The organism is Nocardioides scoriae (genome assembly GCF_900104965.1).
Classification (GTDB): domain Bacteria; phylum Actinomycetota; class Actinomycetes; order Propionibacteriales; family Nocardioidaceae; genus Marmoricola; species Marmoricola scoriae.
Genome location: NZ_LT629757.1, coordinates 2,641,359 through 2,667,091 on the forward strand (window position 1 = coordinate 2,641,359; position 25,733 = coordinate 2,667,091).

Consider the following 25,733-nt stretch of genomic DNA (forward strand, 5'->3'; position numbering starts at 1 on the left):
CGTCGGCGGGCGCTCCTACGATGGAGCCGATGACCCTCCTCCCCCGCCTCCAGGTCGCCACCCGAGCCGACGTGCCGCCGTTCCACGTGATGGACCTGCTCGCGGCCGCCCAGCGCCGTCAGCTGTCGCACGGCGACCTGGTCAACTGCGTCGCCGGGCAGCCCTCGACGGGGGCGCCGCGGGCCGTGCGCGAGGAGGCCAAGCGGCTGCTCGACCAGGACGTGCTCGGCTACACCGTCTCGACCGGCATCCCCAACCTGCGCCAGGCCGTCGCCGACCACCACCGGCGCACGAGCGGCATCGAGGTCGACCTCGACGACGTCATCCTCACGACCGGCTCCTCCGGCGGCTTCCTGCTGGCCTTCCTGGCCTCCTTCGAGCCCGGCGACCGCGTCGTGATGGCCCGGCCCGGCTACGCCTGCTACCGCAACGTCCTGGCCGCGCTCGGCTGCGAGGTGGTCGAGGTCGACTGCGGCCTCGAGACCCGCTTCCAGCCGACGGTCGAGCTGCTCGACGCGGTCGAGGGGCCGATCGCGGGGCTCGTGATCGCCTCGCCGGCCAACCCGACCGGCACGATGGTGGCGCCCGACGAGCTGGCCGGGATCGCCGCGTGGTGCGAGGCCCGCGGCGTACGCCTGGTGAGCGACGAGATCTACCACGGCATCACCTACGGCGACCCGGCCGATCCGGCCACCGTCGCGACCAGCTCCGCGTGGGAGACCTCGCGCACGGGCGTGGTCTTCGGGTCGTTCAGCAAGTACTTCTCGATGACCGGCTGGCGCCTGGGCTGGATGCTGGTGCCCGAGGACCTGCGCCGGCCCGTCGAGGTGCTGACCGGCAACTTCACGATCTGCCCGCCGGCGCTGAGCCAGCACGCCGCGCTGGCCGCCTTCACCCCCGAGTCGTACGCCGAGCTCGACGGCCACGTCGCGCGCTACGCCGCCAACCGCCGGCTGCTCCTCGACCGGCTGCCGGCCCTCGGCATCGACCGGCTGGCGCCCGCGGACGGCGCGTTCTACGTGTACGCCGACATCGGCCACCTCCTCGAGCGCGACGGCGACTCCTACGCCTGGTGCCTGCGGCTGCTCGCCGAGACCGGTGTGGCCACCGCCCCGGGCCGCGACTTCGACACCCGGCGCGGCGACGAGTTCGTCCGGCTCTCCTTCGCGGGCGGCACCGCCGAGATCGCCGAGGGCCTCGACCGGCTCGCGGCCTGGCTGCCGACCTCGGCCTGAGCCCGCGTGCTCAGCCCGGGCTGAGCAGCGCGACGCTGTCCGGGGCGGCCGGGCGTTCCTAGCGTGGATCCACCGGGCCGGACCGCGGCCCGCCACCTCCTGGAGACCACCATGCCCGCGATCGCCGCTCGTCACCTCTCCCGCGCCCTGGCCGCCACCGTCGCTGCCGCCGCCTGCACCACGCTGCTCACCGCCCCCGCGCTGGCCCAGACCCGCACGCTGCACGACGCGACCGGCGACGTGGTCTCGGGCCCCGAGGAGGTCGACCTCCCGACCACGCCGGAGCCGGACCGCACGGCCGGCGACGTGACCAGCATCCGTGTCGAGCACCGGCGCCACGTCGTACGCCTGGTGATGCGCGAGGCCGAGGTGCCGGAGGTGACCGGTGACGCGATGGCGGTGCACGTCCTGAGCCTGCGCACCGACGAGGGCAAGCGCGCCGAGCTCGACCTCGTCACCTCGGCCGATCGCCCGCAGGGGCAGCGGGTGTGGAGCTTCGGCGAGCGCACCAGCTGCCGCGGGCTGCGGACCACCGTGTCGTACGCCGACGACGAGGTCCGCGTGACCATCCCCCGTCGCTGCCTCTCGGCGCCGCGCTGGGTGAAGGTCGGCGGTGGCGCCGGCGTGCTGGACGGCGACCGCCTGTTCGCCGACGACGCGCAGCTCGACGGCGAGGTCCGCCAGGACGTCGTGCTGGGCCCGAAGGTGCGCCGGGGCTGAGGGCTGCGGTGGGGGTGCGGCGGTGGAGGTGGCGCCCGGGGAGGTCGGTAGTCCGCGAGGTGGCGCCCGGGGGAGGTCGGTAGTCCGCGACGTTCGGCAGGGACGAACCGGACAGTGGGATGCCGAACGTCGCGGACTACCCGGCCTCGGGCAGTTTCCCCGGCCGACCGGGTAAACTGCCCCGCCCGGACAAGTCCGACTTGCTGGGCCAGAACCGGCTAGACCACCTCACAATTCGCCGTACGCCGACCCCGGGGGCGTCCTAGCGTCGCGTCGTCCCACCCGTCCTGTGCTCTCGGGAGCTGCTGTGCCCCTGTCGCGTCGCCGTGCCGCGCGTCCTGTCCTGCTCGTCCTCGCGCCGCTGCTGGCCGCGGCGACCCTGCTCGGCCCGACCGCTGCCGAGGCGGCCAGCCACACCGGGGCCGACGCCGCCTCGGACGTGGTGGTGAGCACGGGCGCCAAGCCGGGCAAGGTCGACGCCGACCACCGCAACGGTGACGTGCTCTCGGCCACGGTGGTCCACGGCCCCAAGGCGGTCACGCTCTCCCTCGGCTTCGCCAAGCTGGTGCGGACGGGGGCGTGGCAGCGCCACTTCTTCCGCCTGGTGACCGACGAGGGCGTGCGCCGCGAGCTCGTCGTCGACGCCGCACCGGGCCGCTGGTCCGGCCGGGCGACCCTGACCGGGCTCGACCAGCACCTCGAGGCGTGCGACGTCCGACCCACCATCACCTATGCCGCCGACAGCACCGCGCGGGTCCGCGTCGTGCTCCCGCGGGTCTGTCTGAGCGGCCCGTCGTGGGTCCGCGTCTCGGCCGGGACGGTCACCGCGTCGGGCAGCTCGGTGCACGCCGACGACGCCCGCACCCAGGGCAAGCTGTACGACGCCCCGGTGTTCGGACCGAAGGTCGCCCGCGGCTGATCGGGACGTCCCCGGCCCCGGGCCCCGTGGACTCCGACGACGATGTGTGACTACGGTCACACATCCGCCCCGACTCGGAGGAGCCCACCATGACCCAGCACGACACCAGCCCGACCGACCTGGAGGACCACCTCCGCCGCAGCTCGCAGGCGCTGACCCGACGCAGCCTGCTGCTCGGCACCGGCGCCGCCGGGCTCGCGATCGGCCTGGCCGGCCGCTCCGACGCGCTCTACACCTCGATGCCCGAGGCCGGCCGGCGCGGGCCGCGCCGCGGCTACGGACCGCTGGTGCGCGACCCCCGCGGCATCCTCGACCTGCCGCGCGGGTTCTCCTACCGGATCCTCTCGCGCGAGGGGCAGCCGATGCGCTCCGGCGGCGGCCTGGTCCCCAGCAACCACGACGGCATGGGCAGCTTCAAGACGGCCCGTGGCGGCTTTCGGCTGGTGCGCAACCACGAGGTCTACCCCGACGCCGAGCACTTCGTGCCGACCGAGGGGCTCGCCACGACGTACGACCCCGGCGCCGGCGGTGGCACCACCAACCTGCTGCTCAGCTCGAGCCTGAAGGTGCGCGCCGAGTACGTCAGCCTCGGCGGCACGGCCATCAACTGCTCGGGCGGCATCACCCCGTGGGGCACCTGGCTGACCTGCGAGGAGACCGAGGACAAGGCCGGCGTGGGCAACTACGAGAAGGACCACGGCTGGATCTTCGAGGTCGACCCCTACGACAACACCCGCAACGCCGACCCGTTCCCGCTCAAGGACATGGGTCGGTTCATGCACGAGGCGGTGGCCATCGACCCCGGCACCGGCATCGCCTACGAGACCGAGGACGCCTTCTCCGGCGCCCCGCTCGGCAGCTACTACCGCTTCGTGCCCAACAAGCCCGGCGGCGGCTACGGCTCGCTGCGGGCCGGCGGCAACCTGCAGGCGCTGCACGTCCCGGGGCTGGAGGACCTCAGCACGGTGCGCGAGGCCGGCACGACGTTCCGCGACATCGAGTGGCTCGACGTGCCCGACCCGACGGCGGCGCAGACCCCCACCCGCGCCCAGGACTACCCCAAGCCGATCACCCGCGGCCAGAAGCTCGAGGGCGCCTGGTGGGGCCGGTCGGACCACTCGTCGTACTTCGTCTCCTCGTTCGCGCGACCCAAGGACGGCTCGCAGCGCAGCCACGACGGGCAGGTGTGGCGCTACGACCCGCGGCGCAACACCCTGACGCTGGAGCTGATCTTCCTCGGAGACGACTCCGACGACCGCTACGAGTGCCCCGACAACATCTGCGTCTCGCCGTACGGCGGGCTGATGATCTGCGAGGACTCCTCGGGCGAGAACTACCTGCTCGGCACGACCGCCGGAGGCGACCCGTTCGTCTTCGCGCGCAACCGCCAGCAGATCGGCGGAGGCAACACCGGTGAGCTGTCCGGGGTGTCGTTCTCGCCGGGTGGCCGGGTGATGTTCTTCAACGTCTACGACCCCGGCACGACGTTCGCCGTGACGGGGCCGTGGAAGCGGCGCTGAGGCTCAGCCCCTGACGCTCATCCCCGGGGGCGCGCGAGGAAGGCGGCCATCGCCTCGCGCGCCCCGTCGGAGGCGAACAGCCGCGAGCTGAGGCTGGCCATCTCCTCGGCGCGGGCGTCGATGTGGGCCACCAGGTCGCGCGCGAGCAGCGCCTTGGTCTCGCGCAGCCCCTGCGGGTGGGCCTGGCGCAGGCCCTCGCAGGCCTCCTCGACGGCGGCGTCGAGCTGCTCCGGCGGCACCGACCGGGTGACCAGGCCCATCGTCGCCGCCTCGTCGGCCCCGAAGGTGCGCCCGGTGAGGAAGGTGTCAGCCGCTGCCCGGCTGGTCAGCCGCGGCAGCACCGTCAGCGAGATCACCGCGGGGGCCAGCCCCAGCCGGCTCTCGGTGAAGGCGAAGGTCACGTCGTCGCTGCACAGCACCACGTCGCTGGCGGCCACGATGCCCAGCCCACCCGCCCGCACCGGCCCCGCGAGCCGGGTGACGACGGGCTTGGGGTGGGTCACCAGACGGCGCTGCAGGGCGACCAGGGCCCGCGCCCCCTCGTCCATGCCGCCCGCGCCGGCCTCCTTGAGGTCGGCCCCGCTGCAGAACACCCGGTCCGCCGAGCGGACGACCACCACCCGCGCCTCCTCGTCGGCCGCCGCCCGGTCGAGGCCGTCGAACAGCTGCGTCACGAGCGCCGCCGAGAGGGCGTTGCGGTTGTGCGGCGAGTCGAGCGTCAGGGTCGCGACGGCGTCGCGGACGTCGTACCTCACCAGGGTGGCGTCGGTCATGCGGTCCTCCGGGGGCGAGCGTGTCGGGGCGGGGCGGGGCGGGTCGGCGCATGTAACGCTCCGTTACCAGCGGCGTACACCCGTCGTGGCGGTCACTCGGTGACAGCAACGGAGCGTTACATGCGGTGCGGTGCGGCGCCGTGCGGCGCCGGGCTGGGCGCCGGCCTCAGTACGACTTCGGGAGGCCGAGGGAGTGCATGCCGACGAAGTTGAGGATCATCTCGCGGCTGACGGGGGCGATCCGGCCGGCGCGGGCGGCGACGAGGAGGCCGGCGACGCCGTACTCCTGGGTGATGCCGTTGCCGCCGTGGGACTGCACGGCGCGGTCGGCGGCGTCGCAGGCGGCCTCGGCGGCGGCGTACTTGGCCATGTTGGCGGCCTCGCCCGCACCCGCGTCGTCGCCGGAGTCGTAGAGGGCCGCGGCCTTCTGCGTCATCAGGCGGGCCAGCTCGATCTCGATCTTCGACTGGGCCAGCGGGTGCGCAATGCCCTGGTGGGCGCCGATGGGGGTGCCCCACACCTCCCGCTCCTTGACGTACGCCGCGGCCTTGTCGAGGGCGAACCGGGCCAGGCCGGTCGAGAACGACGCCGCCATGATGCGCTCGGGGTTGAGCCCGGCGAACAGCTGCACCAGGCCGCCGTCCTCGTCGCCCACCACCGCGTCGGCGGGCAGCCGGACGTCGTCGATGAAGACCTGGAACTGCTTCTCGGGGCTGACGATCTCCATCGGGATCGGGTGGGCCTCGAAGCCGGGGGCGTCGGTGGGGACGACGAAGAGCACCGGCTTGACCCGGCCGGTGCGGTCGTCGCCGACCCGAGCGACCACCAGCACGTGGTCGGCCTCGTCGACGCCCGAGATCCACACCTTGCGGCCGTTGAGCACCCACTCGTCGCCGTCGCGGCGCCCGGTGGTCGTGATGTTGTGGGTGTTGGTGCCGGCGTCGGGCTCGGTGATGGCGAAGGCCATCGTCGCGGTGCCGTCGCAGATCCCGGGCAGCCAGCGCTGCTTCTGCTCCTCGGTGCCGAACCGCTCGATGACGGTGCCGCAGATGGCCGGGCTGACCACCATCATCAGCAGCGGGCAGCCCTGGGCGGCCAGCTCCTCGCAGACGGCCGCGACGTCGCCGATGCCACCGCCGCCGCCGCCGTACGCCTCGGAGATGTTGGCCCCGAGGAAGCCGGCCTTGCCGATGGCCAGCCACAGGTCGGTGGTCTTCTCGCCCTCGCGGGCGCAGCGGGTGAAGTACTCCCGGCCGTACGTCGAGGCCAGCTTCGCGACCTCCCGGCGCAGCGCCAGTCGCTCCTCGGACTCCGTGAAGGTGCTCATGCCGTCTCCTGCTCCTCGTGCGTTGCTGGTTGGTTCGTGACCACGGCGAGCACGTCGCCCGCCGCCACCTGCACCCCGGCGGCGACGAGGTCGGTGACGACGCCGTCGACGGGGGCCTTGATCGTGTGCTGCATCTTCATCGCCTCCAGGACGACGACCGCCTGGCCCGCGCTGACCGGCGCGCCCTCGGCGACGGGGACGCCCACCACCGTGCCAGGCATCGGCGCCAGCAGCGACCCCTCCGCCAGGACGTCGGCGGGGTCGACGAAGCGCGGCACCTCGCGCAGACGCGCGGACCCGAGTCCGCCGTCGAGGAGCAGCTCACGCTGGCCGGGCGCGGCGGTCGGGGACATGTGTCCGCGCGTCTGCGTGCGGACGCCGTCGACCTCCAGCACCACGAGGTCGGGCGCGGCGCTGACCACGACCAGGTCGTCGCGGGTGGCGTGGCGGTAGCCGTCGCGGCCGGCGTGCCACTCCACGACCCGTGGCTCCCCGTCCAGGTCGGGCGCCTCCAGGACGGTCCGCTGGGGCTGGGAGACGACGTTGCGCCAGCCGACCGGCGCACCCCGCTGCACCCGGCGGGCGAGGCGGTCGCGCTCGGCCAGCATGACCGCCGCGGCGAGGGCCAGGGGCTCGCGGTCGCCGCTGCGTCCGCGCGGCACCTCGGGGTGGGTGGTGAGGAACTCCGTCGACAGCTCGCCGGCCAGGAACGCCTCGTGCGTCAGCACCGCCACCAGCAGGTCCCGGTTGGTGCGCACGCCGTGCAGCCGCGCCCGGCGCAGCGCCCCGGCCAGCCGTCGCGCCGCCAGCTCGCGGGTCGGCGCCCAGGCGATCACCTTGGCCAGCATCGCGTCGTAGTGCGTGGAGACCTCGTCGCCGGTCGCGAACCCGGAGTCGAGCCGGATCCCCGGCCCGGTCAGCGGACCGAAGCAGACGTCGACGTCCGGGACCTCGAAGCCGGCCAGCGTGCCGCTCTGGGGGCGGTAGTCGGCGGCGGGGTCCTCGGCGTACAGCCGGACCTCGATGGCGTGCCCGACCGGCCCCTCGGGACCGTCGCCGCGCGACCTGCTCGGGGACCGGAGGTCGAGCCCCCCGGCGACCTGGAGCTGCAGCTCCACGAGGTCGACGCCGAAGACCGCCTCGGTGACGGGGTGCTCGACCTGCAGGCGGGTGTTCATCTCCAGGAAGGCGACCCGGTCGCCGGAGACCATGAACTCCACCGTGCCGGCGCCGACGTACCCGATCGCCTCGGCGGCGCTGCGGGCCGCGGCGTGCAGGGTGCGCCGCACGTCGTCGGACAGGCCGGGCGCCGGCGCCTCCTCGACGACCTTCTGGTGGCGTCGCTGGACCGAGCAGTCGCGCTCGCCCAGCACCAGCACGCCGCCGTGCGCGTCGCCCACGACCTGGACCTCGACGTGGCGGCCGTGCTCGAGGTAGGCCTCCACGAAGACCGTGCCGTCGCCGAACGCCGAGGCCGCCTCGGCCTGCGCGCCCGCCACCGCCTCCGCGAGGTCGTCGAGCGTGCGCACCACCCGCATGCCGCGGCCGCCGCCACCGGCCGAGGCCTTGACCAGCACCGGCAGGTCGGCCTCGGAGACCGCGCCCGGGTCGAGGTCGGTCAGCACCGGCACGCCCGCGGCCGCCATCAGCCGCTTGGCCTTGATCTTGGAGCCCATCGCCTCGATCGACGCCGGCGTCGGGCCCACCCAGGTCAGGCCGGCGTCGAGGACCGCGCGGGCGAAGCCGGCGTTCTCGGACAGGAAGCCGTAGCCCGGGTGCACCGCGTCGGCCCCGGCCCGGCGGGCGGCGTCGACCACGAGGTCGGCGCGGAGGTAGGTCTCGGACGGGGTGGAGCCCGGCAGGTGGACCGCGACGTCGGCCTCGCCGACGAACGGCAGCCCCGCGTCGGCGTCGGAGTGCACCGCCACGGTCTCGATGCCGAGCCGGCGGCAGGTCGCGAACACGCGCCGCGCGATCTCGCCGCGGTTGGCCACGAGCAGCCGGGTGATGGTCATGTCGCTCCTCACGTGCGGAACACCCCGAAGCGGCTGGTGCCCTCGACGCGGTGGTGGGAGGTGATCACGGACAGGCAGATCCCCAGGACCGTGCGGGTGTCGCGCGGGTCGATGACGCCGTCGTCGTAGAGCATCCCGGAGAGGAAGAACGGCATGCTCTGCTCCTCGATCTGGGCCTCGACGAGCTCCTTGATGCCGGCGAACCCCTCGGCGTCGAAGGTCTGGCCGCGGGACTCCGCGGACTGCCGGGCGACGATCTCCATCACCCCGGCCAGCTGCGCCGGGCCCATCACCGCCGACTTGGCGCTCGGCCAGGTGAAGAGGAACCGCGGGTCGTAGGCGCGACCGTTCATCCCGTAGTTGCCCGCGCCGTACGACGCCCCGAGGACCACCGTCAGGTGGGGCACGGTGCTGTTGCTGACCGCGTTGATCATCTGGGCGCCGTGCTTGATGATGCCGCCCTGCTCGTACTCCGCCCCGACCATGTAGCCGGTCGTGTTGTGCAGGAACAGCAGCGGCACGTCGACCTGGTTGGCGAGCTGGATGAACTGCGTCGCCTTCTGCGCCTCCTCGGAGAACAGCACGCCCTGGGCGTTGGCGAGGATGCCGACCTGGTGGCCGTGGATCCGCGCCCACCCGGTGACCAGCGACGCGCCGTAGAGCGGCTTGAACTCGTCGAAGACCTGGCCGTTGGTCGGCGAGACGCCGTCGGCCAGGTGGGCGATCACCTCGCGCGGGTCGAACGGCTCCTTGAGGTCGGTGGGGATCAGGTCGAGCAGGTCGTCGGGGTCCAGCGCCGGCTCGGTGTACGCCGCAGGGCCCGCGCTGGCGGCCGGGCTCGTCGGGGACCACCGGTCGGGGTTGAGCCGCGCCACGATCCGCCGCCCGATCCGGATGGCGTCGTGCTCGTCGACGGCGAGGTAGTCCGCGAGGCCGGAGGTCCGCGCGTGCATCTCGGCGCCGCCCAGCGACTCGTCGTCCGACTCCTCGCCGGTGGCCATCTTGACCAGCGGCGGCCCGCCGAGGAACACCTTCGCCTGCCCCTTGACCATCACGGTGTAGTCGCTCATCCCGGGCACGTAGGCGCCGCCCGCGGTCGAGTTGCCGAAGACCAGCGCGATCGTCGGCTGCTTGCGGGCGCTGGAGCGGGTCAGGTCGCGGAAGACCTTGCCGCCGGGGATGAAGATCTCCTTCTGGGTCGGCAGGTCGGCGCCGCCGGACTCGACCAGCGAGATCGTCGGCAGGCCGTTCTCCTCGGCGATCTGCGCCGCCCGGAAGCCCTTGCGCACCGTCCACGGGTTGCTCGCGCCGCCCTTGACCGTCGGGTCGTTGGCGGTGATGAGGCACTCCACGCCCTCGACGACGCCGATGCCGGTGACCAGGCTGGCGCCGACCGCGAAGTCCGACCCCCAGCCGGCCAGCGGGCTCAGCTCGAGGAACGCGCTGCCCGGGTCGACGAGCAGCTCGATCCGCTCGCGCGGGAGCAGCCTGCCGCGGGCGTGGTGGCGCTCGACGTACTTCGGCCCGCCGCCGGCCACCGCCTTGGCCTGCTCGGCCTCGAGCTCGGCGATCTTGCCGAGCATCGACGCGCGCCGGTCGGCCGCGACGTCGTCCACGGCGCTCATGCGGTGTACCCCAGCAGGCGGGCACTCAGGTCGGTCAGCACTTCGGTCGCTCCTCCTCCGATGCCGAGGATCCGGGAGTCGCGGTAGTGCCGCTCCACCTCGGTCCCGTGCAGGTAGCCGGTGCCGCCGTGCAGCTGCACCGCCCGGTCGACGACGTGGTCGCAGGCCTCGACGGCCGTCTGCTTGGCCAGGCAGGCCTCCGCGACGACGTCCTCCCCCGCGACGTGCCGCGCGGCGACGTGGCGGGTGTAGACGCGGGCGGTCTCGACCTGCCGGTGCATCTCGACCAGCTGGTGCTGCACCACCTGGCGGCTGGCCAGCGGGCGGCCGAAGGTCTCCCGCTCCCGTGCGTACGCCGCGGCGAGCGCCAGCGACCGCGCCGCGATCCCGTAGGCGTGCACGGCCAGCGCGATCCGCTCGACGACGAACTGCTCGGCGATCTGGACGAAGCCGCTGTGCTCCTCGCCGACGAGGTTCGCGACGGGGACGCGCACGTCGGCGTACGCCAGCTCGGCGGTGTCGGAGCAGTGCCAGCCCATCTTGCCCAGCGAGCGGTCGACGGTGAACCCGGGCGTGCCCTTCTCGACCACGAGCAGGCTGATGCCGCCGTGACCGGGGCCGCCGGTGCGCACCGCGGTGGTCACGAAGTCGGCCCGCACCCCGCTGGTGATGAAGGTCTTGGTGCCGTTGACGACGTAGTGGTCGCCGTCGCGCACTGCGGTCGTGCGCAGGCGCGCGACGTCGGAGCCGCCGCCGGGCTCGGTGACGGCCAGCGCACCGATCAGCTCCCCCGCCAGGGTCGGGCGCACCCAGCGGTCGACCTGCTCGGGGGTGCCGCGGGCCGCGAGGTGCGGCAGCGCGATGCCGGCGGTGAACAGCCCGGCGGCCAGCCCCGAGGACCCGCCCGCGGCGAAGAACGCCTCCTGCAGCGCGACGGAGTCGAGCAGGGTGCCGCCCTCGCCGCCGACCGCCTCGGGGAAGGAGAGGCCCAGCAGGCCGGCCCTCGCCGCGGCCTGGTGGAGCGAGCGCGGGATCTCCCCGGCGTCCTCCCAGTCCTGCAGGTGGGGCAGCACCTCGCGGCGCACCAGCTCGGCCGTCGACTCCTGCAGCGCGCGCTGCTCGTCGGTCCAGGCTCCCGGTCCCTGAGCGTGTCGAAGGGTCACAGCAGCTCCTGGGGGACGTCGACGTGACGCGAGCGCAACCACTCGCCCAGCGCCTTGGCCTGCGGGTCGAACCGGGTCGAGGCGGCCACCCCGTCGCCGAGCAGGCCGCGCACCAGCACGTTGACGCCGTGCAGGTTGGGCAGCCCGACCACCTCGACCTCGAGGTCGGCGGCCTCGGGCAGCAGCGCCTTGACGCGTGCGGGCGTCACGAAGCCGGCCAGCCACCGCCCGCGCGCCTCCTGCAGCTCGCCCGAGCGGGCCCACAGGCCCACGTTGGCGTCGCCGCCCTTGTCGCCGGACCGGGCGTGGACGAAGGTGCCGAGCGGGACCCTTCGAGACGGCTGCCGCGCCCCCTCCTCCGGGACCGACCCCACCTCGGACGACGCCTCGCTCCCCGAGTTCCCCCCGTTCCCTGAGGAAGGACGAAGTCCTGTCTCGAAGGGTCCTGTCTCGAAGGGTGTCCCGAAGGGTCCGGTCTCGGGGACCACCTCGGTCGTGCCGTCGGGCAGGTGCACGGTGTGGGTGACGACGTCGCGGTCGACGTACGCCGGCCGGTAGACGCCGTACGGCACGGCGGGGCCGGGGGGCGAGGTGAGCGTGAAGCCGGGGTACGACGCCAGCGCGAGCTCCACGCCGACGGCGGTGAAGGCCTTGCCGACGGGGTCGGGCGAGGGGTCCTTGACGCTGACCCGCAGCAGGCACGAGGCCCCCTCCTCGGTGTCGGCGTCCTCCTGCGGTGCCCGGGTCCGCGACCAGGTGACCTCGGCGGCACCGAGGCGCGGCTCGAGCTGCGCCCGCACCCAGGCGGCCTTCTCGTCGAGGTCGAGACCGGTCAGCACCAGCTCGAGCTGGTTGCGCCAGCCGCCGAGCTCGTTGACGCAGACCTTGAGCCGGGCGGGCGCGGGGAGGCCGCGGACCCCGGAGACGCGCACCCGGTCGGGGCCCTCCTGGTGCAGCACGACCGAGGTGAGGTCGACGGTGACGTCGGGGCCGAGGTAGGCGGTCGTCTGCACCTCGTACATCAGCTGCGCGGTGACGGTGTCGACCGAGACCAGCCCGCCGGTGCCGTCGTGCTTGGTGATCACGCTGCTGCCGTCGGCGGCGACCTCGGCGATCGGGAAGCCGAGCGGCCGGGCGTCGCGGGCCAGCTCGAGGAAGCCGGAGAAGTTGCCCCCGGTGGCCTGGGTGCCGCACTCGACCACGTGGCCGGCGACGACGGCCCCGGCGAGCTGGTCGAGGTCGGCGGGCGTCCAGCCGTGGTGCCAGGCGGCGGGGCCCACGACCACCGACGCGTCGGTGACGCGACCGGTCACGACGACGTCGGCGCCGGCCTCCAGCGCCCGGGCGATGCCGAAGCCGCCGAGGTAGGCGTTGGCGGTGAGCGCGCCGTCGAGCCCGAGCTCGGCCGCGCGGGGCGCGAGGTCGTCGCCGTCGACCCAGGCGATCGACGGCGAGAGGCCGAGCCCGTCGGCCACCTCGCGCAGCCGGGCCGCGAGGCCGGCGGGGTTGAGGCCGCCCGCGTTGGAGACCAGCCGCACGCCCCGCTCCAGCGCCAGGCCGAGGCAGTCCTCGACCTGCCGCACGAAGGTCCGGGCGTAGCCCGTCGAGGGGTCCTTGAGCCGGTCACGGCCCAGGATCAGCATCGTCAGCTCGGCCAGGTAGTCGCCGGTGACCACGTCGAGGGGTGCCCCGCCCTCCAGCACCTCGCGCATGGCCGAGAGCCGGTCGCCGTAGAAGCCGCTGCAGTTGGCGACGACCAGGGGCCGCGCGGCGTCGGGGAGGCTCACGCCACCGGGCCCGCGGGGTCGTCGAGACCCGTGGCGCCGGGCGCGCGGCCCGGTCCGGGCGGGCCGGCGAAGGCCTGCGCGAGGTCGAGCCAGCGGTCGGCGACGGGCCCCACCGCCGTCAGGTCGAGGTCGTCGCGGTGGCGGCGCTGGGTCACCCGCAGGCAGAAGTCGTACGCCGACCCGGTGACCCGCTGCTCGGCCGCCTCGTCGCCCCAGGTCCAGGCCTCGCCCGACGGCGCGACCAGCTCGACGCGGACCTCCTCGGTCGGCGCGGGCAGCCCGTGGGTGGCGAACGCGAACCCGCGGGTCCGCACCCCCAGGTGGGCGACGTGGCGGATCCGGTCGGTCGGGAGCACCACCGCGTCGAGCGCGTCGGCGACGTCGAGCGCGTGCGCCCAGGTCTCCATGAAGCGGGCGGTGGCCATCGAGGTGGCGCTCATCGGCGGCCCGAACCACGGCATCCTCCGTCCCTCGGGGGCGCTGCGCAGCGCGGCGGCCAGGGCCGCGCGGCCAGCCCGCCACCGGGCCAGCAGGTCGGCGGGCGGCACCCGACCGCCGGCCAGCGCCTCGGCGTCGACGAACCCGTCGGGGTCCTCCAGCGCGCGGAGCACCAGTGCGTCCCAGACGTCCTTGCTGGTGGCGGCGGCGACCGCGGCGTCGTCGGTCCAGGCCAGGTGGGCGACCTGGGTGGCGACGTCCCAGCCGGGCGCCGGGGTCGGCGTGCGCCAGCCGGTCTCGTCGAGGTCGGCGACCAGCCGCTCGAGCTGCGCACCCTCCGCCTCCAGGTCGGCGAGGACCTGCTCCAGCACGTTCATGCGGCCTCCAGGGCGGCGTCGAGGGTCTGCGCCCAGGCCGCGAGGATGCGTCCCCGGCGGGCGGTGTCGTCGCTGATCGTGTTGGCCAGGCCCAGGCCGCGCACCAGGTCGAGGGTGCCCTGGACCAGCTCGCGGACGCCGGGACGGCTCTCGTCGACGCCGAGCGCGGCGACGGCGATCCGGTGGGCGTCGCGGCCCACCCGCTGCTCCAGCGGCAGCACCGCGGCGTGCAGCGCGGGGTCGGTGCGCGCCGCCACCCACAGCTCGAGCGCGGCGGAGAAGACCGGCGAGGTGAAGTGGTCGGCGAACATCTCCAGCACCGCGCGCGTGCGTCGCCTGCCCGTCGGCAGCCCCGCCGCGGCGGCCCGCAGCTCCTCGCCGCGGACCTCGCTCAGGTGGGCCACCGCCGCGAGGACGAGGTCGCTCTTGGTCGGGAAGTGGTGCAGCTGGGCCCCGCGGCTCACCCCGGCGCGCTGGGAGACCAGCGTCGTGGAGGTGCCGGACCAGCCGTGCTCGACCAGGCACTCGATGGTGGCCTCGAGCAGCCGCTGCCGCATGGCGCGGGTGCGCTGCTCCTGGGGCACCCGCGTCGTGGTCACCGGGCGATCCTCGCCCGCTCACCAACAAACAGTCAAGACTGACTTTTAGTGGGTCCGCGCGCCGCGCCGCGCGGCGACGAGCACGACGACCGCCGCGGCCCACGACAGCGCGGCCGCGACCACCACCGCCACCTGCCAGCCGTCGACCACCGCGGCGGCACCGGCGCCCGGGCCGGCGTGCTGGACCAGGACCGAGAACAGCGTGATGCCGCACGCGGCCCCGAGGTAGCGCGCGGTGTTGTTGGTGCCCGACCCCATGGCCGCCCGGTCGGGCGGCACGTGGGCCACCGCCTCGCGCCCCAGGCCCGCGTTGAGCACCCCGGTGGCCAGGCCCGCGACCGCCAGCGCCGGCACCAGCCGCCAGGCCGAGGAGCCCGTGGTGAGGCCGAGCCCCAGGAGCTGGCCGGCGCCGACCACGACGAGGGCGACGCCGAGCGTGGCCGAGCCCGACAGCGGCAGCGCGACCCGGCGCACCAGCAGCGAGGTGCCCACGCTGGTCGCCGACCACACGAGGATCAGCCAGGTCGCGGTCCACACCCCCTCCCCCAGGCCGAGCTGCACGACCAGCGGCACGTTGGAGGTCATCGCGATGATCCCCAGGCCCACCCCCAGGGCCCCGACCGTCGCGGCCAGGAACCCCGGCTCGGCCAGCAGCCGCAGCTCCACCATCGGCTCGGCGACCCGGCGCTCGACCACCACGAAGGCGACCAGCGAGGCCACCGCCAGCGCCAGCAGCGCGACGACGAGCGGCGAGAGCCCCGCCCGGATCCCCGTCAGGCCCGCGACCAGGAGCGTGAGGCCACCGGCGAGGGCGATCGTCCCCGCGACGTCCAGCCGCCTCGGGTGGGCCGCCCGCGACTCGCCCAGCCCGCGAGCGCTCGGCACCACGAGGGCCAGCACGAGCACGGCCGTCAGCGCGTAGCCCTCGCGCCACCCGGTGCCGACGTCGAGGCCGGCCGCCAGGAGCGCGCCCACCGTGATGCCCAGGCCCACGCTCGCGCCCCACACGCCGGTCGCCCGGCCGCGCTCGACGGGGTCGGTGAAGGTGTGGGCCAGGATCGCCAGCCCGCAGGAGAGGACCGCGGCGCCGCCGAGGCCCTCCACGACGCGGGCCCCGACGAAGACCGCGCTGACGGGGGCCAGCGCGCACAGCAGCGCCCCGAGGCCCATGACGGCCAGGCCGCCGACGTACACCCTCCGGCGGCCGCGGGCGTCGCCCAGCGCCCCGCTGGCCAGCAGGCCCGCCGCGAGGCCGACGCTCATCGAGCTGAGGATCCAGGCACGGGCACCCGACCCCGACCCGAGGTCGGCGGCGGTCGCCGGCACGGTCGACATCGGGGTCACGTAGGTGACCAGCACCAGCGCGGTCCCGAGCGCCACGAGCAGCACCGGCCGCTCGGGACGCACGGCGTCGAGGGGCGGACGGGGGGTCGGTTTGACTTCCGAACTCACTCGCGGCAACGTAGCAGCGAAACGCCCGCACGACCACCCCGTGCCCCCCGCTGTCCCTGCCCCCGGCCACCCCGCGACCCGCTCGGAGCCCCATGCCCACCGTCCCGCTGGCCCCGCTCGCCGCCCTGCCCGGCCGACCGTGCCCGATGGCCGCGTCGCTGGAGGTCGTCGGCGAGCGGTGGGCGCTGCTGGTGGTGCGCGAGGTGGCGCTCGGCCAGCACCGCTTCTCCGGGATCGTCGCCGGCACCGGCGCGCCCCGGGACCGGGTGACCGCCCGGCTGCGCAGCCTGGTGGCGGCCGGGGTGCTGGAGCGGCGGCAGTACCAGTCCGGCCCGGACCGCTTCGACTACCACCTCACCGACGCCGGGCGCGACCTGCTGCCGGTGCTCGACGCCCTCGTCGGCTGGGGCCGGGTCCACGCCGTGCACCCCGACGACCCCGACCTGCCCCGACACCGGCGACGCCGCTGGGTCGACCCCGCCACCCCCCAGGAGAGCCCGTGACCGACGTGACCGACCCCGCGACGACCGCCCCCGAGTCCCCCGACTCCCCCGACTGGGGCGAGCCGCGCTCGCGCACCGTCACCTGGCACGACCCGCTGCGCTCGGCCCAGGCCGGGCTGGCCATGGCCGGGATCGACTACCTGCACGCCATGGTCGAGGGCAGGATCCCGCCGCCGCCGATCGCACAGCTGGTCCAGATGGACTTCACGGCCGCCGAGCCGGGGCGGGTGGAGTTCACCTGCACGCCGGACGAGTCGGCGTACAACCCGATCGGGGCGGTGCACGGCGGGCTGGTCTGCACGCTGCTCGACTCGGTCGCCGGGTGCGCGCTGCACAGCACGCTGCCGGCCGGCAAGGGCTACACCTCGGTCGAGATCAAGGTCAGCTACCTCAAGGCCGTCCGGGCCTCCAGCGGGCAGCTCACCGCCGTCGGCACGGTGGTGAAGGCCGGCTCGCGGGTGGGCTTCACCGAGGGCGTGGTCACCGACGCGTCGGGGGCCGTGGTCGCCACCTGCTCCAGCACGCTGCTCGTCTTCGACCTGCCGACCGGCTGAGCGGCTCGCGGACGGGGCGACGGGGCGCGGCCCGCACCCCGGATCGACCCGACCGGCGTGGGACGACTGGGAACGCGCCGCCTGGGCACGGTGTCGGCGTGAGCGAGCCGACCGACCGCGACCCCGCCGACGCCCGTCCCGACGCCCGGTCCGACGCCCGGTCCCACCCCGAGACCTACCGGGTGGCGCGCGGCGAGCAGGGCGTGCTGACGGTCGAGCCCTACAAGAGCGAGCTGCTGCCGCTGTGGCGCTTCGCGACGCCCGACAAGGCGCGGGAGAGCGCGGTGGCGATCACCGAGCGGTTCCACGCCTACCTCGAGGCCGGCGACGTCGTCGGGGCCGACATGGCGCGCAAGTTCCTCCAGATGGGCTACACGCGCTCGCGGCGCTACGCGAACCACCCCGGGGGCAGGAAGTACGACGGCCCGGTGCCGGTGGACCGCAAGGGGCAGAGCGGGGCGCACGGTCGCGCCGAGCTGCCCCGCGGCCCCGAGGACCCCGTCAAGGCCGAGAGCGCCCGCATCTTCAAGCAGGCCTGGGACGCCGTCGAGCAGGTCGAGGCCTACACGCGGGCCCGCGCGGAGCACCGCCGCCGGTTCGGCTGAGGGCGAACCCCGCCCTCGCGGCTCCCGGCTGTCGGCGTACGCCGGTAGATTCGACCGGGTGACGATTCTCGACGACGCCCGCGAGGGCATGAACCCCGCCATCCGCGTCCAGGACGACCTCTTCGGCCACGTCAACGGCACCTGGCTCGAGACGGCCCGGATCCCCGACGACCGGTCCTCGTGGGGCCCCTTCGTGGTGCTGGCCGACCAGGCCGAGGAGCACGTGCGCGAGATCGTCGAGGCGTGCGCCCAGGGCCGCGTCGAGGGCGAGGAGGCCCGCAAGATCGGCGACCTCTACGCCAGCTTCATGGACGAGGAGCGCATCGAGGAGCTCGGCCACAGCCCGATCGTGCCGCTGCTCGAGCAGATCGACGCGATCACCGACCTCCCCGGCCTCGCGGCCTTCCTCGGCTCCTTCGAGCGCCGCGGCGGCGGCGGGCTGTTCGGCTCCTACGTCGACAGTGACGACCGCGACTCCGACCGCTACCTCGTGCAGCTCGGCCAGGGCGGCATCGGCCTGCCCGACGAGAGCTACTACCGCGACGAGAAGTACGCCGAGATCCGCGACAAGTACCTCGCCTACCTCCGCACCCTGCTCACCCTCGCCGAGCTGCCCGACGCCGAGGCCACCGCAGCCCGCGTGCTGGCGCTCGAGACCCGGATCGCCGAGGGCCACTGGGAGCGCGCCGCGACCCGCGACGTCATCAAGACCTACAACCTGCGCACCCTGGCCGAGCTCGAGGCCACCGTGCCGAGCTTCGACTTCACCGCCTGGGTGAGCGGCCTCGGCGGCACCCGCGACACCGTCTTCGAGACCGTGGTCCGCCAGCCGTCGTTCTTCGAGCACCTCGAGACCGTGCTCGGCGAGACCTCGATCGCCGACTGGAAGGCGTTCTTGCAGGTCCGCGCGATCCGCACGGCGGCGTCGTACCTCTCGAGCGACTTCGTCGAGACCAACTTCGACTTCTACGGCCGCACCCTGTCCGGCACGCCCGAGCTGCGGGCCCGCTGGAAGCGAGGCGTCGGCCTCGTGCAGGGCGCGCTGGGCGAGGCCGTGGGCCAGGAGTACGTCGCCCGCCACTTCCCGCCGCGCTCCAAGGAGCTGATGGACGCGCTGGTCGGCAACCTGCTCGAGGCCTACCGGCAGTCGATCACCGAGCTCGACTGGATGACCGAGGAGACCAAGCAGCGGGCCTTCGACAAGCTCGACACGTTCCTGCCCAAGATCGGCTACCCGACGAAGTGGCGCGACTACTCCGCGCTGGAGGTGTCGGCCGACGACCTGCTCGGCAACGTGCTGGCCTCGACCGCCTTCGAGACCGACCGCGAGCTGCGCAAGATCGGCGCCCCGGTCGACCGCGACGAGTGGTTCATGCTCCCGCAGACCGTCAACGCCTACTACAACCCCGGCACCAACGAGATCTGCTTCCCCGCGGGCATCCTGCAGAAGCCGTTCTTCGACGCCGAGGCCGACCCGGCGGAGAACTACGGCGGCATCGGCGCGGTCATCGGCCACGAGATCGGCCACGGCTTCGACGACCAGGGCGCGCAGTACGACGGCCACGGCAACCTCAACGACTGGTGGACCGCCGACGACAAGGCCGCCTTCGAGGTCAAGTCCAAGGCCCTGGTCGCGCAGTACGACGCCTTCGAGCCCCGCGACCTCCCCGGCGAGCACGTCAACGGCTCCCTGACCGTCGGCGAGAACATCGGCGACCTCGGCGGCCTCACCATCGCCCTGCGCGCCTACCGGATCTTCCTCGGCGACCAGCCCGTCCCCGAGCGCGACGGCCTCACCGGCGTCCAGCGCCTGTTCCTCAACTGGGCCTACGTGTGGCGCACCAAGCGCCGCAAGGAGCTCGCCGAGACCTTCCTGGCCACCGACCCCCACTCCCCGCCGGAGTTCCGCGCCAACATCGCCCGCAACCTCGCGGAGTTCCACGAGGCCTTCGAGGTCCGGCCCGGCGACCAGCTCTGGCTCGACCCCGAGGACCGCGTCCGGATCTGGTAGCGACCGGGCATCACCCCGACCGGGCGATAGGCGTACGCCCCAGCCCGCCGACCGGGCACTTGTCGCACGCCCCAGCCCGCCGACCGGGCACTTGTCGCCCGCCCCAGCCCGCCGACCGGGCACTTGTCGCACGCCCCGGCCCGCCGATCGGGCAGTCCGCGCACGCCCGGCGTACGACGAACGCCCGCTCGACGCCTCGCGCCGTGCTGCAATCGCCCGCTCGACGCCTCCCGGCGTACGCCAAACGCCCGCTCGGCGACCTACGCGGGCAGCTCCGAGAGCAGCTTCTGGCGCCAGGCCTCGGTCTCGGCGACCTGGTTGAAGGTGAAGACGTGCAGGCCCTCGATGCCGGCAGAGGGCTGGGCGGCCACGACGGCGCAGTCGCGCAGGAAGCGCTCGCCGGTGAAGCCGCCGGGGGCGGCGAGGCGGGCGAAGGTGCCCTTGTGCTTGGCCAGGAAGCGGGTGGACTCCCCGACGCCGATCTTGGTCGCCATGGTGAGCAGCTTGGCGCGGTCGATGGGGCCCGGCATGCCGAGCAGCAGCGGCATGGTGATGCCGCGCAGCCGCATCCGAGCGACCCAGTCGCGGATGGTGGCGGGGTCGAAGGTCAGGTTGCTCACCACGTGGGTGGCGTGGCGGCGCTTGTCCCACATCGCCTGCACCGTGAGGTCGTCGGCGATGGTGGGGTGGCTCTCGGGGTAGCCCGCGATGCCGACGTGGACGAAGGGGTCCTCCAGGGTGGCGAGGTCCTCGAGCAGCCCGAAGGCGTCGGCGTAGTCGCCGGCCGGCTCGGCGTCGCCGCCCGGCACGAAGATCGACGAGATCCCGGCCTCGCGGAGCCGGGCCCGGATCTCGACGAGCTCGACCCGGTCGCGGACCATCCGCGCCGCGAGGTGGGGCACCACGGCGTACCCGTGGCCGGCCAGCCGCTCGCTCAGCGCCAGCGTGGCCTCCAGGCCCTTGCCCGGCGAGGCGGTGACTGTGACCGCGACGTCGGTCGGCACCGAGGCGACCACCTTGTCCTCGGTCGTGGCGGTCGGCAGCACCTCGTAGCGGGTCTGGGTCAGCAGCCGGCGCATCGCCCGGTCGCGGTCGGCGCGCTGCCCGCGCCGGGCCAGCGGCGCCGACTTGTGCACCGACCTCTGGACGGACTTGTGCACGGACTTCAGGGCGGACATGCGGCCTCCTCGGGGAGCAGCGACCGGAGGGCCAGGGCCAGCCCCCCGGCCCCGGTGGGTACGACGTGCAGCGGCAGCCCGAGCCGGTCCGCGGCGTCCTGGGCGAGCGGGCGCAGCTCGGCCAGCTCGGCGGCGTCGTCGCTCTGGGCGAGCCACACGACGCGGGTGTAGTGGCGGAAGTAGTCGTCGCGCAGCTCGGGGTGGCGGTCGAGCCCCAGCTCGGCGACCACGGTGCGCTCGAAGGACCGCACCAGGAAGTCGGTCAGCAGGTAGGTGCCGGGCTCGGCGTCGGTCAGCGCCTCGACGGTCTCCGGGCCGGCGTACAGGTCGTAGCAGTGCAGCCCCGCCAGCCGCGCGACGCCCAGCCGCGTGCAGACCTCGTCGAGCGCGCCGTAGGTGCCGCAGTCGGCGTACCCCACCGCCACCCGGTCGTACGTCGGTCGCAGCTCCTCGACCAGCGCCTCGACGGCCGCCGCGATGCGATCGGGGCGGTTGTGCAGCAGCGGGGGCAGCGGGTGCACGTCGAGGTCCCACCCCTGGGCCGCCGCGACCCGGGCCGCCGGCTGCGCGATCGCACCGCAGGCGACCAGGGCGGTGGCCACCTCAGGCCCCGCCCGGGAAGGACAGCAGGTCCACGAACCGGTCGTTGAACTCCGGTCGGTCGGAGAGCTCGACGTACTCGACGGTGTCGAGCAGGGTGGCCGCACCGACCCGCTCGCGCACCGAGAGCAGCGCCATCTTCGCGCCCTCGCCGGCGACGTTGCCGGCCGAGACGATCCGCAGCACGGGGATCTTGGGCACCAGCCCGATCCGGATCGCCGAGGCGGGCGAGAGGTAGGAGCCGAAGGAGCCCGCCAGCAGCACCTGCTGCACGTCGTCCTGCTCGAGGCCGAGCTGCTCGAGCAGCAGCGCCCAGCCGGTCGCGATCGCGCCCTTGGCGAACTGGAGCTCGCGGACGTCGCGCTGGGAGAGGTAGACGCAGTCGGCGACCTCCGCGTCGGGGGTGGGCCGGTGCAGCACGAAGACGCGCTCCTCGCCGACCTGGGTGAGCCGGTCGGCCAGCAGCGGCAGCGACTCCTTGGCCGCGTCGGCGGTGACGAAGCGGCCCGACGCGTCCAGCAGCCCGACCCGGACCAGCTCGGCCACCGCGTCGACCAGGCCGGAGCCGCACAGGCCCCGGGGCGTGGTGTCGCCGATGACCCCGAGCACGACCGTGCCCTCGGCGGGGTCCACGCGGACCACCTCGATGGCGCCGTCGGCCGCCCGCATGCCGCACCGGATGGCGCCGCCCTCGAAGGCCGGCCCGGCGGGCGCCGCGGTGGAGACGAGGGTGTCGCCGTCGCTGAGCACGATCTCGCAGTTGGTGCCGACGTCGATGAACAGCCGGGTCCGCTTGTCGCGGTCCATGCCGGTGGCGAGCATGCCGGCGACGATGTCGCCGCCGACGTAGGCGCCCAGCGCCGGGAACAGCGCCACCCGGGCCCGCGGGTGCAGGTGCAGGCCGACCTCGCTCGCGAGCACGACCGGCGGGTGGGCGGTCGGCATCACGAAGGGCGCCACCCCGAGCGGCTCCGGGTCGATGCCGAGCAGCAGCGAGGTCATGGTCGCGTTGCCGGCGACGGCGACCTCGTAGACGTGGGCGGGGTCGACGCCACCCTCGGTGCAGACCTGGAGCGCCAGCTCGTCGAGGGTCTCGGACGCCAGCTGCTGGAGCCGACCGAGGGCGTCGGGGTCCATCATCGTGGCGCTGATGCGGCTGATGACGTCACCGCCGAACGGCTGCTGCTTGTTGAGCCGCGAGGCCACCGCGACCGGGGTGCCGGTCGAGAGGTCGAGCAGGGTCGCGACGACCGTCGTGGTGCCGAGGTCGAAGGCGATGCCGTAGCGGTCGGCCGTGGTGTCGCCCGGCTCGACGTCGACCAGCGCCTCGTCCACGACGACGGCGGTCACCTTCCAGTCGGCCTCGCGCAGCACCACCGGCAGGCGCCGGAGCACCGCCAGGTCGACGGTCACCTCGAGGTCGTCGATGGCGTCGGTCAGCCGCACCAGGTCGGTGCGCTGGTCGGCCAGCGAGGGCGCGACCAGCTCGACGTAGCGCTTCTGCACGGCCGGTCGCAGGATCACCTGGCGCCCGACGCCCACGGTGGCGGCCTTGGGCCGCGTCGTCAGCGGCGGCACCTCGACGGCCAGGTCGCGGGTCGCGGTCGCCAGGCACGCGAGCCGCCACCCCTGCTCCAGCTCGGTGGGCGAGAACGTGCGCCGGTCGTGCCGCGAGACCGGCGTCTGGACGTCGAGCCGCACCTTGCACTTGTGGCAGGTGCCGTGGCCGCCGCAGGTCGAGTCGATCGCGATGCCGTTCCACGACGCGGAGTCGAAGACCGTCACCCCCGGCGGCACCCGGACGCTGCGGTCCTGGCCGCCCACCACGGTGAACGACAGCTGCACCCGCCCCGACCCGTCGTGGGCCGGGGTGACCGCGCCCGGGGGTGCCATCAGCCCCTCGCGGGCGATGGCGTCCAGGTCGACGTCAGGACCGGTGCTCACGCCGTCGCGGGGGCTTCCTGCGCCGCCGCCCCGGCCGCCGCCTTCTCCGCGGCCGCCTTGGCCGCACGGTGCCGCGAGATCCACTCCATGCCCCACTCGTCGTGGCCCAGCAGCAGGTCGGTCGCCTTGACGGCGTCCACCACCGCCGGCGTGCGGGTGTCCATGATCGCGCTGGTCAGGCCGGCCGCCATCGCCAGCGAGAGCCAGGTGCCGTTGAGCTCGTGGCGACCGGGCATCCCGAAGGAGACGTTGCTGGCCCCGCAGGTCATGTTGAGGCCGTGCTCGTCGCGGATCCGGCGCATCGTCTCCAGGGTGGCCAGCCCGGTGGTCTGGTCGGCGCCGATCGGCATGGCGAGCGGGTCGATGACGATGTCGGCCAGCGCGATGCCGTACTCCGTGGTCGCGACGCGCACGATCTTCTCGACCAGCTCGAGCCGCTTGGCGGGCTCCATCGGGATCTCGTCGACGTCGTTGGGCAGCGCGATCACCGCGGCGTCGTACTTCTTCACGAGCGGGAGGATCTGCTCCATGCGCTCGTCCTCGGCGGTGATCGAGTTGACCAGCGCCCGCCCGTGGTACGCCGAGAGGCCGGCCTCGAGCGCCTCCACGACGCTGCTGTCGATGCACAGCGGCAGGTCGGTCAGCTCCTGGACCATCGTGACGACCTTGGCCAGCAGCTCGGCCTCGTCGACGAGCGGCACGCCCATGTTGATGTCGAGCACGTCGGCGCCGCCCGCGACCTGCGCCTTGACGTCGCGCTCGACGGCCGACAGGTCGCCGGCCCGGATCTGCTCCTGGAAGATGCGCCGACCGGTCGGGTTGATGCGCTCGCCGATGAGGCAGAAGCGGTGCTGGCCGCCGATGACGACCTCGCGCGAGGCGGACCGGATCCGCGTCTCCTGCAGCGGGGCGCTCATGCGCTCACCCGGGCACGCTTCTCCTTGAGCAGGGCCTTGGCCTTGCGCACGCAGCCCGAGGCGTCGGCGGCGTAGCCGTCGGCCCCGACCGCGTCGGCGTACTCCTGGGTGACGGGGGCACCTCCGACCATGACGATCACCTCGTCGCGCATGCCGGCCTTCTGCAGCGCGTTGATATTGGCCTTGAACATCGGCATCGTCGTGGTGAGGAACGCCGAGAAGCCGACGATGTCGGGCTGGTGCTCCTCGATCTTGGCCAGGAACGTCTCCGGGGCCACCTGCACGCCGAGGTCGATCACCTCGAAGCCGGCGCCCTCGAGCATGATGTTGACGAGGTTCTTGCCGATGTCGTGGACGTCGCCCTTGACGGTGCCCATGAGGAACTTGCCGACGGTCTCGACGCCGGTGTCGGCCAGCAGCGGCCGCAGCACCTCCATCGCCCCGGCCATCGCTCGGCCGGCGATGAGCATCTCGGGGACGAAGAAGTCGCCGCGCTCGAAGCGGGCCCCCACCTCCTCCAGCGAGGGGATGAGCGCGTCGAAGAGCAGCGACTGCGGCTCCATGTCGAGGCCCAGGGCCTCCTGGGTCAGGTCGAGGACCTTGGGCCCGTTGCCGACCAGGGTCTCGTCGTAGAGCCCCTTGAGGATCTCCTCGGGTGTCATCTCACGCCTTTCGTGCTGCTGCCGGTGGAGCTGCCGGGTCGCAGGCGCCTCGTCAGCGCCTGCGTGTGGTCGATCAGGAGCTGTCCGATCTCCTCGGCGCGCGCCTCGAGCCGCGCCGTGGGACCGGACACACCGACCGCGGCGACCACGTCGTCGTCGGGGCCGAACACAGGGGCGGCGACACCGGAGAGCCCGACCTCGAGCTCGTCGTGGGTGACGGCGTAGCCGCGCTGCCGCGCCCACTCGAGGTCGCCCTCGAGGTCGACGCGGGTGGTGATGGTCTGGTCGGTCAGCTGGAGCAGCCGACCGGCCGGGAGCTCGAGCACCTTCCAGGCGAGCAGGACCTTGCCCAGGGCCGAGCAGTGCAGCGGGACCTCGACGTCGTTCCAGTCGCGGGCGCCGAGCAGGTAGGTGCCGTCGACCTGGGCGACGTGCTCGACCCGGCCGCCGTTGTCGACCGCGAGGTGGACGGTCTCGCCGGTCGCGGCGCCCACCTCCTCCAGGACGGGCTGCGCCAGGCGGGTGAGCTGCTGGTGGCGGTCGTGGCGGGCGGCGTACAGCACGAACAGCGGGCCGCCGACGTACTCCCCGTGCGCGGTGCGGGTGACCAGCCGGGTGCGCTCCAGGGCGGCGAGCAACCGCGACGTCGTCGACCGGGCCAGCCCCGAGGACTCGCTGAGCTCGGCGAAGGTGACCGCGGCGTCGGCCTCGACGACCCGGGTGAGCAGCGCTGCCGCGCGGTCGACCGCCTGGGTCCCGCTCGCGCCGATCGCCTCTGGTCTGCCCGTCACGCTTGACCGCCCTCCGTG

General features: G+C 74.1%; 23 protein-coding genes. 8 read left to right on the forward strand and 15 right to left on the reverse strand.

All coding sequences use genetic code 11. From position 1 onward, the window contains the following. Window positions 1–29: 29 nt before the first annotated feature. From BLU55_RS12650 to BLU55_RS12665, 4 genes are all read left to right on the forward strand, one after another. Window positions 30–1,235, forward strand: coding sequence for a pyridoxal phosphate-dependent aminotransferase (locus tag BLU55_RS12650; protein ID WP_091730248.1), 1,206 nt, complete (start codon window positions 30–32; stop codon window positions 1,233–1,235). Between the two features lie 63 nt (window positions 1,236–1,298). Continuing rightward, complete coding sequence (locus BLU55_RS12655; RefSeq protein ID WP_172833910.1) at window positions 1,299–1,955, forward strand: hypothetical protein; 657 nt, start codon at window positions 1,299–1,301, stop codon at window positions 1,953–1,955. Window positions 1,956–2,262: 307 nt separating this feature from the next. Next, window positions 2,263–2,874: a hypothetical protein gene (locus BLU55_RS12660; RefSeq protein WP_091730254.1), complete on the forward strand. Its 612-nt coding sequence runs from the start codon at window positions 2,263–2,265 to the stop codon at window positions 2,872–2,874. A gap of 89 nt (window positions 2,875–2,963) precedes the next feature. After that, window positions 2,964–4,394: an alkaline phosphatase PhoX gene (locus BLU55_RS12665; RefSeq protein ID WP_091730256.1), complete on the forward strand. Its 1,431-nt coding sequence runs from the start codon at window positions 2,964–2,966 to the stop codon at window positions 4,392–4,394. 17 nt (window positions 4,395–4,411) lie between these two features. Here the strand turns inward: BLU55_RS12665 and BLU55_RS12670 are convergent, their stop codons facing one another. The 9 genes from BLU55_RS12670 to BLU55_RS12710 all read right to left on the reverse strand — a co-directional run bounded on the left by BLU55_RS12670 (window position 4,412) and on the right by BLU55_RS12710 (window position 15,905). Beyond that, window positions 4,412–5,167, reverse strand: a complete 756-nt coding sequence (locus tag BLU55_RS12670) for an enoyl-CoA hydratase family protein (protein ID WP_091730259.1) — start codon at window positions 5,165–5,167, stop codon at window positions 4,412–4,414. Window positions 5,168–5,333: 166 nt separating this feature from the next. Then, entirely contained in the window at window positions 5,334–6,494 is a 1,161-nt protein-coding gene (locus BLU55_RS12675) for an acyl-CoA dehydrogenase family protein (RefSeq protein WP_091730262.1), read from the reverse strand. Then, the gene (locus BLU55_RS12680; protein WP_091730265.1) at window positions 6,491–8,509 is read right to left on the reverse strand and encodes an acetyl/propionyl/methylcrotonyl-CoA carboxylase subunit alpha; all 2,019 of its coding nucleotides are present in this window, start codon (window positions 8,507–8,509) and stop codon (window positions 6,491–6,493) included. Before BLU55_RS12680 ends, BLU55_RS12675 begins: the two co-directional genes overlap by 4 nt. Before the next feature lie 8 nt (window positions 8,510–8,517). Beyond that, window positions 8,518–10,134: an acyl-CoA carboxylase subunit beta gene (locus BLU55_RS12685; protein WP_091730267.1), complete on the reverse strand. Its 1,617-nt coding sequence runs from the start codon at window positions 10,132–10,134 to the stop codon at window positions 8,518–8,520. Continuing rightward, a complete protein-coding gene (locus BLU55_RS12690; RefSeq protein WP_091730270.1) occupies window positions 10,131–11,297 on the reverse strand; it encodes an acyl-CoA dehydrogenase family protein in 1,167 nt (388 codons plus the stop codon). Before BLU55_RS12690 ends, BLU55_RS12685 begins: the two co-directional genes overlap by 4 nt. Then, window positions 11,294–13,084 (reverse strand): acyclic terpene utilization AtuA family protein, encoded by a 1,791-nt coding sequence (locus BLU55_RS12695; protein ID WP_231916860.1) that lies wholly within the window; start codon window positions 13,082–13,084, stop codon window positions 11,294–11,296. Before BLU55_RS12695 ends, BLU55_RS12690 begins: the two co-directional genes overlap by 4 nt. Further along, complete coding sequence (locus BLU55_RS12700) at window positions 13,081–13,899, reverse strand: TIGR03084 family metal-binding protein (protein ID WP_091730273.1); 819 nt, start codon at window positions 13,897–13,899, stop codon at window positions 13,081–13,083. Before BLU55_RS12700 ends, BLU55_RS12695 begins: the two co-directional genes overlap by 4 nt. Continuing rightward, window positions 13,896–14,498, reverse strand: a complete 603-nt coding sequence (locus BLU55_RS12705; RefSeq protein ID WP_331713522.1) for a TetR/AcrR family transcriptional regulator — start codon at window positions 14,496–14,498, stop codon at window positions 13,896–13,898. Before BLU55_RS12705 ends, BLU55_RS12700 begins: the two co-directional genes overlap by 4 nt. Before the next feature lie 45 nt (window positions 14,499–14,543). Beyond that, window positions 14,544–15,905, reverse strand: coding sequence for an MFS transporter (locus BLU55_RS12710; RefSeq protein ID WP_091730275.1), 1,362 nt, complete (start codon window positions 15,903–15,905; stop codon window positions 14,544–14,546). A gap of 137 nt (window positions 15,906–16,042) precedes the next feature. On the opposite strand from BLU55_RS12710, the gene BLU55_RS12715 reads away from it, so the two are divergent. From BLU55_RS12715 to BLU55_RS12730, 4 genes are all read left to right on the forward strand, one after another. Next, window positions 16,043–16,453 (forward strand): winged helix-turn-helix transcriptional regulator, encoded by a 411-nt coding sequence (locus BLU55_RS12715; protein ID WP_091730278.1) that lies wholly within the window; start codon window positions 16,043–16,045, stop codon window positions 16,451–16,453. After that, window positions 16,450–17,007, forward strand: a complete 558-nt coding sequence (locus BLU55_RS12720; RefSeq protein ID WP_231916861.1) for a PaaI family thioesterase — start codon at window positions 16,450–16,452, stop codon at window positions 17,005–17,007. The genes BLU55_RS12715 and BLU55_RS12720 overlap by 4 nt, the downstream gene beginning before the upstream one ends. A 98-nt stretch (window positions 17,008–17,105) precedes the next feature. Next, complete coding sequence (locus BLU55_RS12725) at window positions 17,106–17,612, forward strand: DUF4385 domain-containing protein (RefSeq protein ID WP_091730280.1); 507 nt, start codon at window positions 17,106–17,108, stop codon at window positions 17,610–17,612. A gap of 58 nt (window positions 17,613–17,670) precedes the next feature. After that, complete coding sequence (locus tag BLU55_RS12730; protein WP_091730283.1) at window positions 17,671–19,623, forward strand: M13 family metallopeptidase; 1,953 nt, start codon at window positions 17,671–17,673, stop codon at window positions 19,621–19,623. A gap of 260 nt (window positions 19,624–19,883) precedes the next feature. Here BLU55_RS12730 and BLU55_RS12735 read toward each other — a convergent pair whose 3' ends face one another. From BLU55_RS12735 to BLU55_RS12760, 6 genes are read right to left on the reverse strand one after another with little or no spacing between them, the layout of a single operon-like run. Next, window positions 19,884–20,801 (reverse strand): methylenetetrahydrofolate reductase, encoded by a 918-nt coding sequence (locus BLU55_RS12735; RefSeq protein WP_197680979.1) that lies wholly within the window; start codon window positions 20,799–20,801, stop codon window positions 19,884–19,886. Next, window positions 20,789–21,403, reverse strand: coding sequence for a DUF1638 domain-containing protein (locus tag BLU55_RS12740; protein WP_091730286.1), 615 nt, complete (start codon window positions 21,401–21,403; stop codon window positions 20,789–20,791). Before BLU55_RS12740 ends, BLU55_RS12735 begins: the two co-directional genes overlap by 13 nt. A 1-nt stretch (window position 21,404) precedes the next feature. Further along, window positions 21,405–23,345, reverse strand: a complete 1,941-nt coding sequence (locus BLU55_RS12745) for an ASKHA domain-containing protein (protein WP_197680980.1) — start codon at window positions 23,343–23,345, stop codon at window positions 21,405–21,407. After that, window positions 23,342–24,262 (reverse strand): dihydropteroate synthase, encoded by a 921-nt coding sequence (locus tag BLU55_RS12750; protein ID WP_091730288.1) that lies wholly within the window; start codon window positions 24,260–24,262, stop codon window positions 23,342–23,344. The genes BLU55_RS12745 and BLU55_RS12750 overlap by 4 nt, the downstream gene beginning before the upstream one ends. Continuing rightward, window positions 24,259–24,924 carry a corrinoid protein gene (locus BLU55_RS12755; RefSeq protein ID WP_091730291.1) on the reverse strand — a complete coding sequence of 222 codons (666 nt, stop codon included), beginning with the start codon at window positions 24,922–24,924 and terminating at the stop codon, window positions 24,259–24,261. The genes BLU55_RS12750 and BLU55_RS12755 overlap by 4 nt, the downstream gene beginning before the upstream one ends. Beyond that, window positions 24,921–25,715 carry an IclR family transcriptional regulator gene (locus tag BLU55_RS12760; RefSeq protein WP_197680981.1) on the reverse strand — a complete coding sequence of 265 codons (795 nt, stop codon included), beginning with the start codon at window positions 25,713–25,715 and terminating at the stop codon, window positions 24,921–24,923. Before BLU55_RS12760 ends, BLU55_RS12755 begins: the two co-directional genes overlap by 4 nt. Window positions 25,716–25,733: the final 18 nt, after the last annotated feature.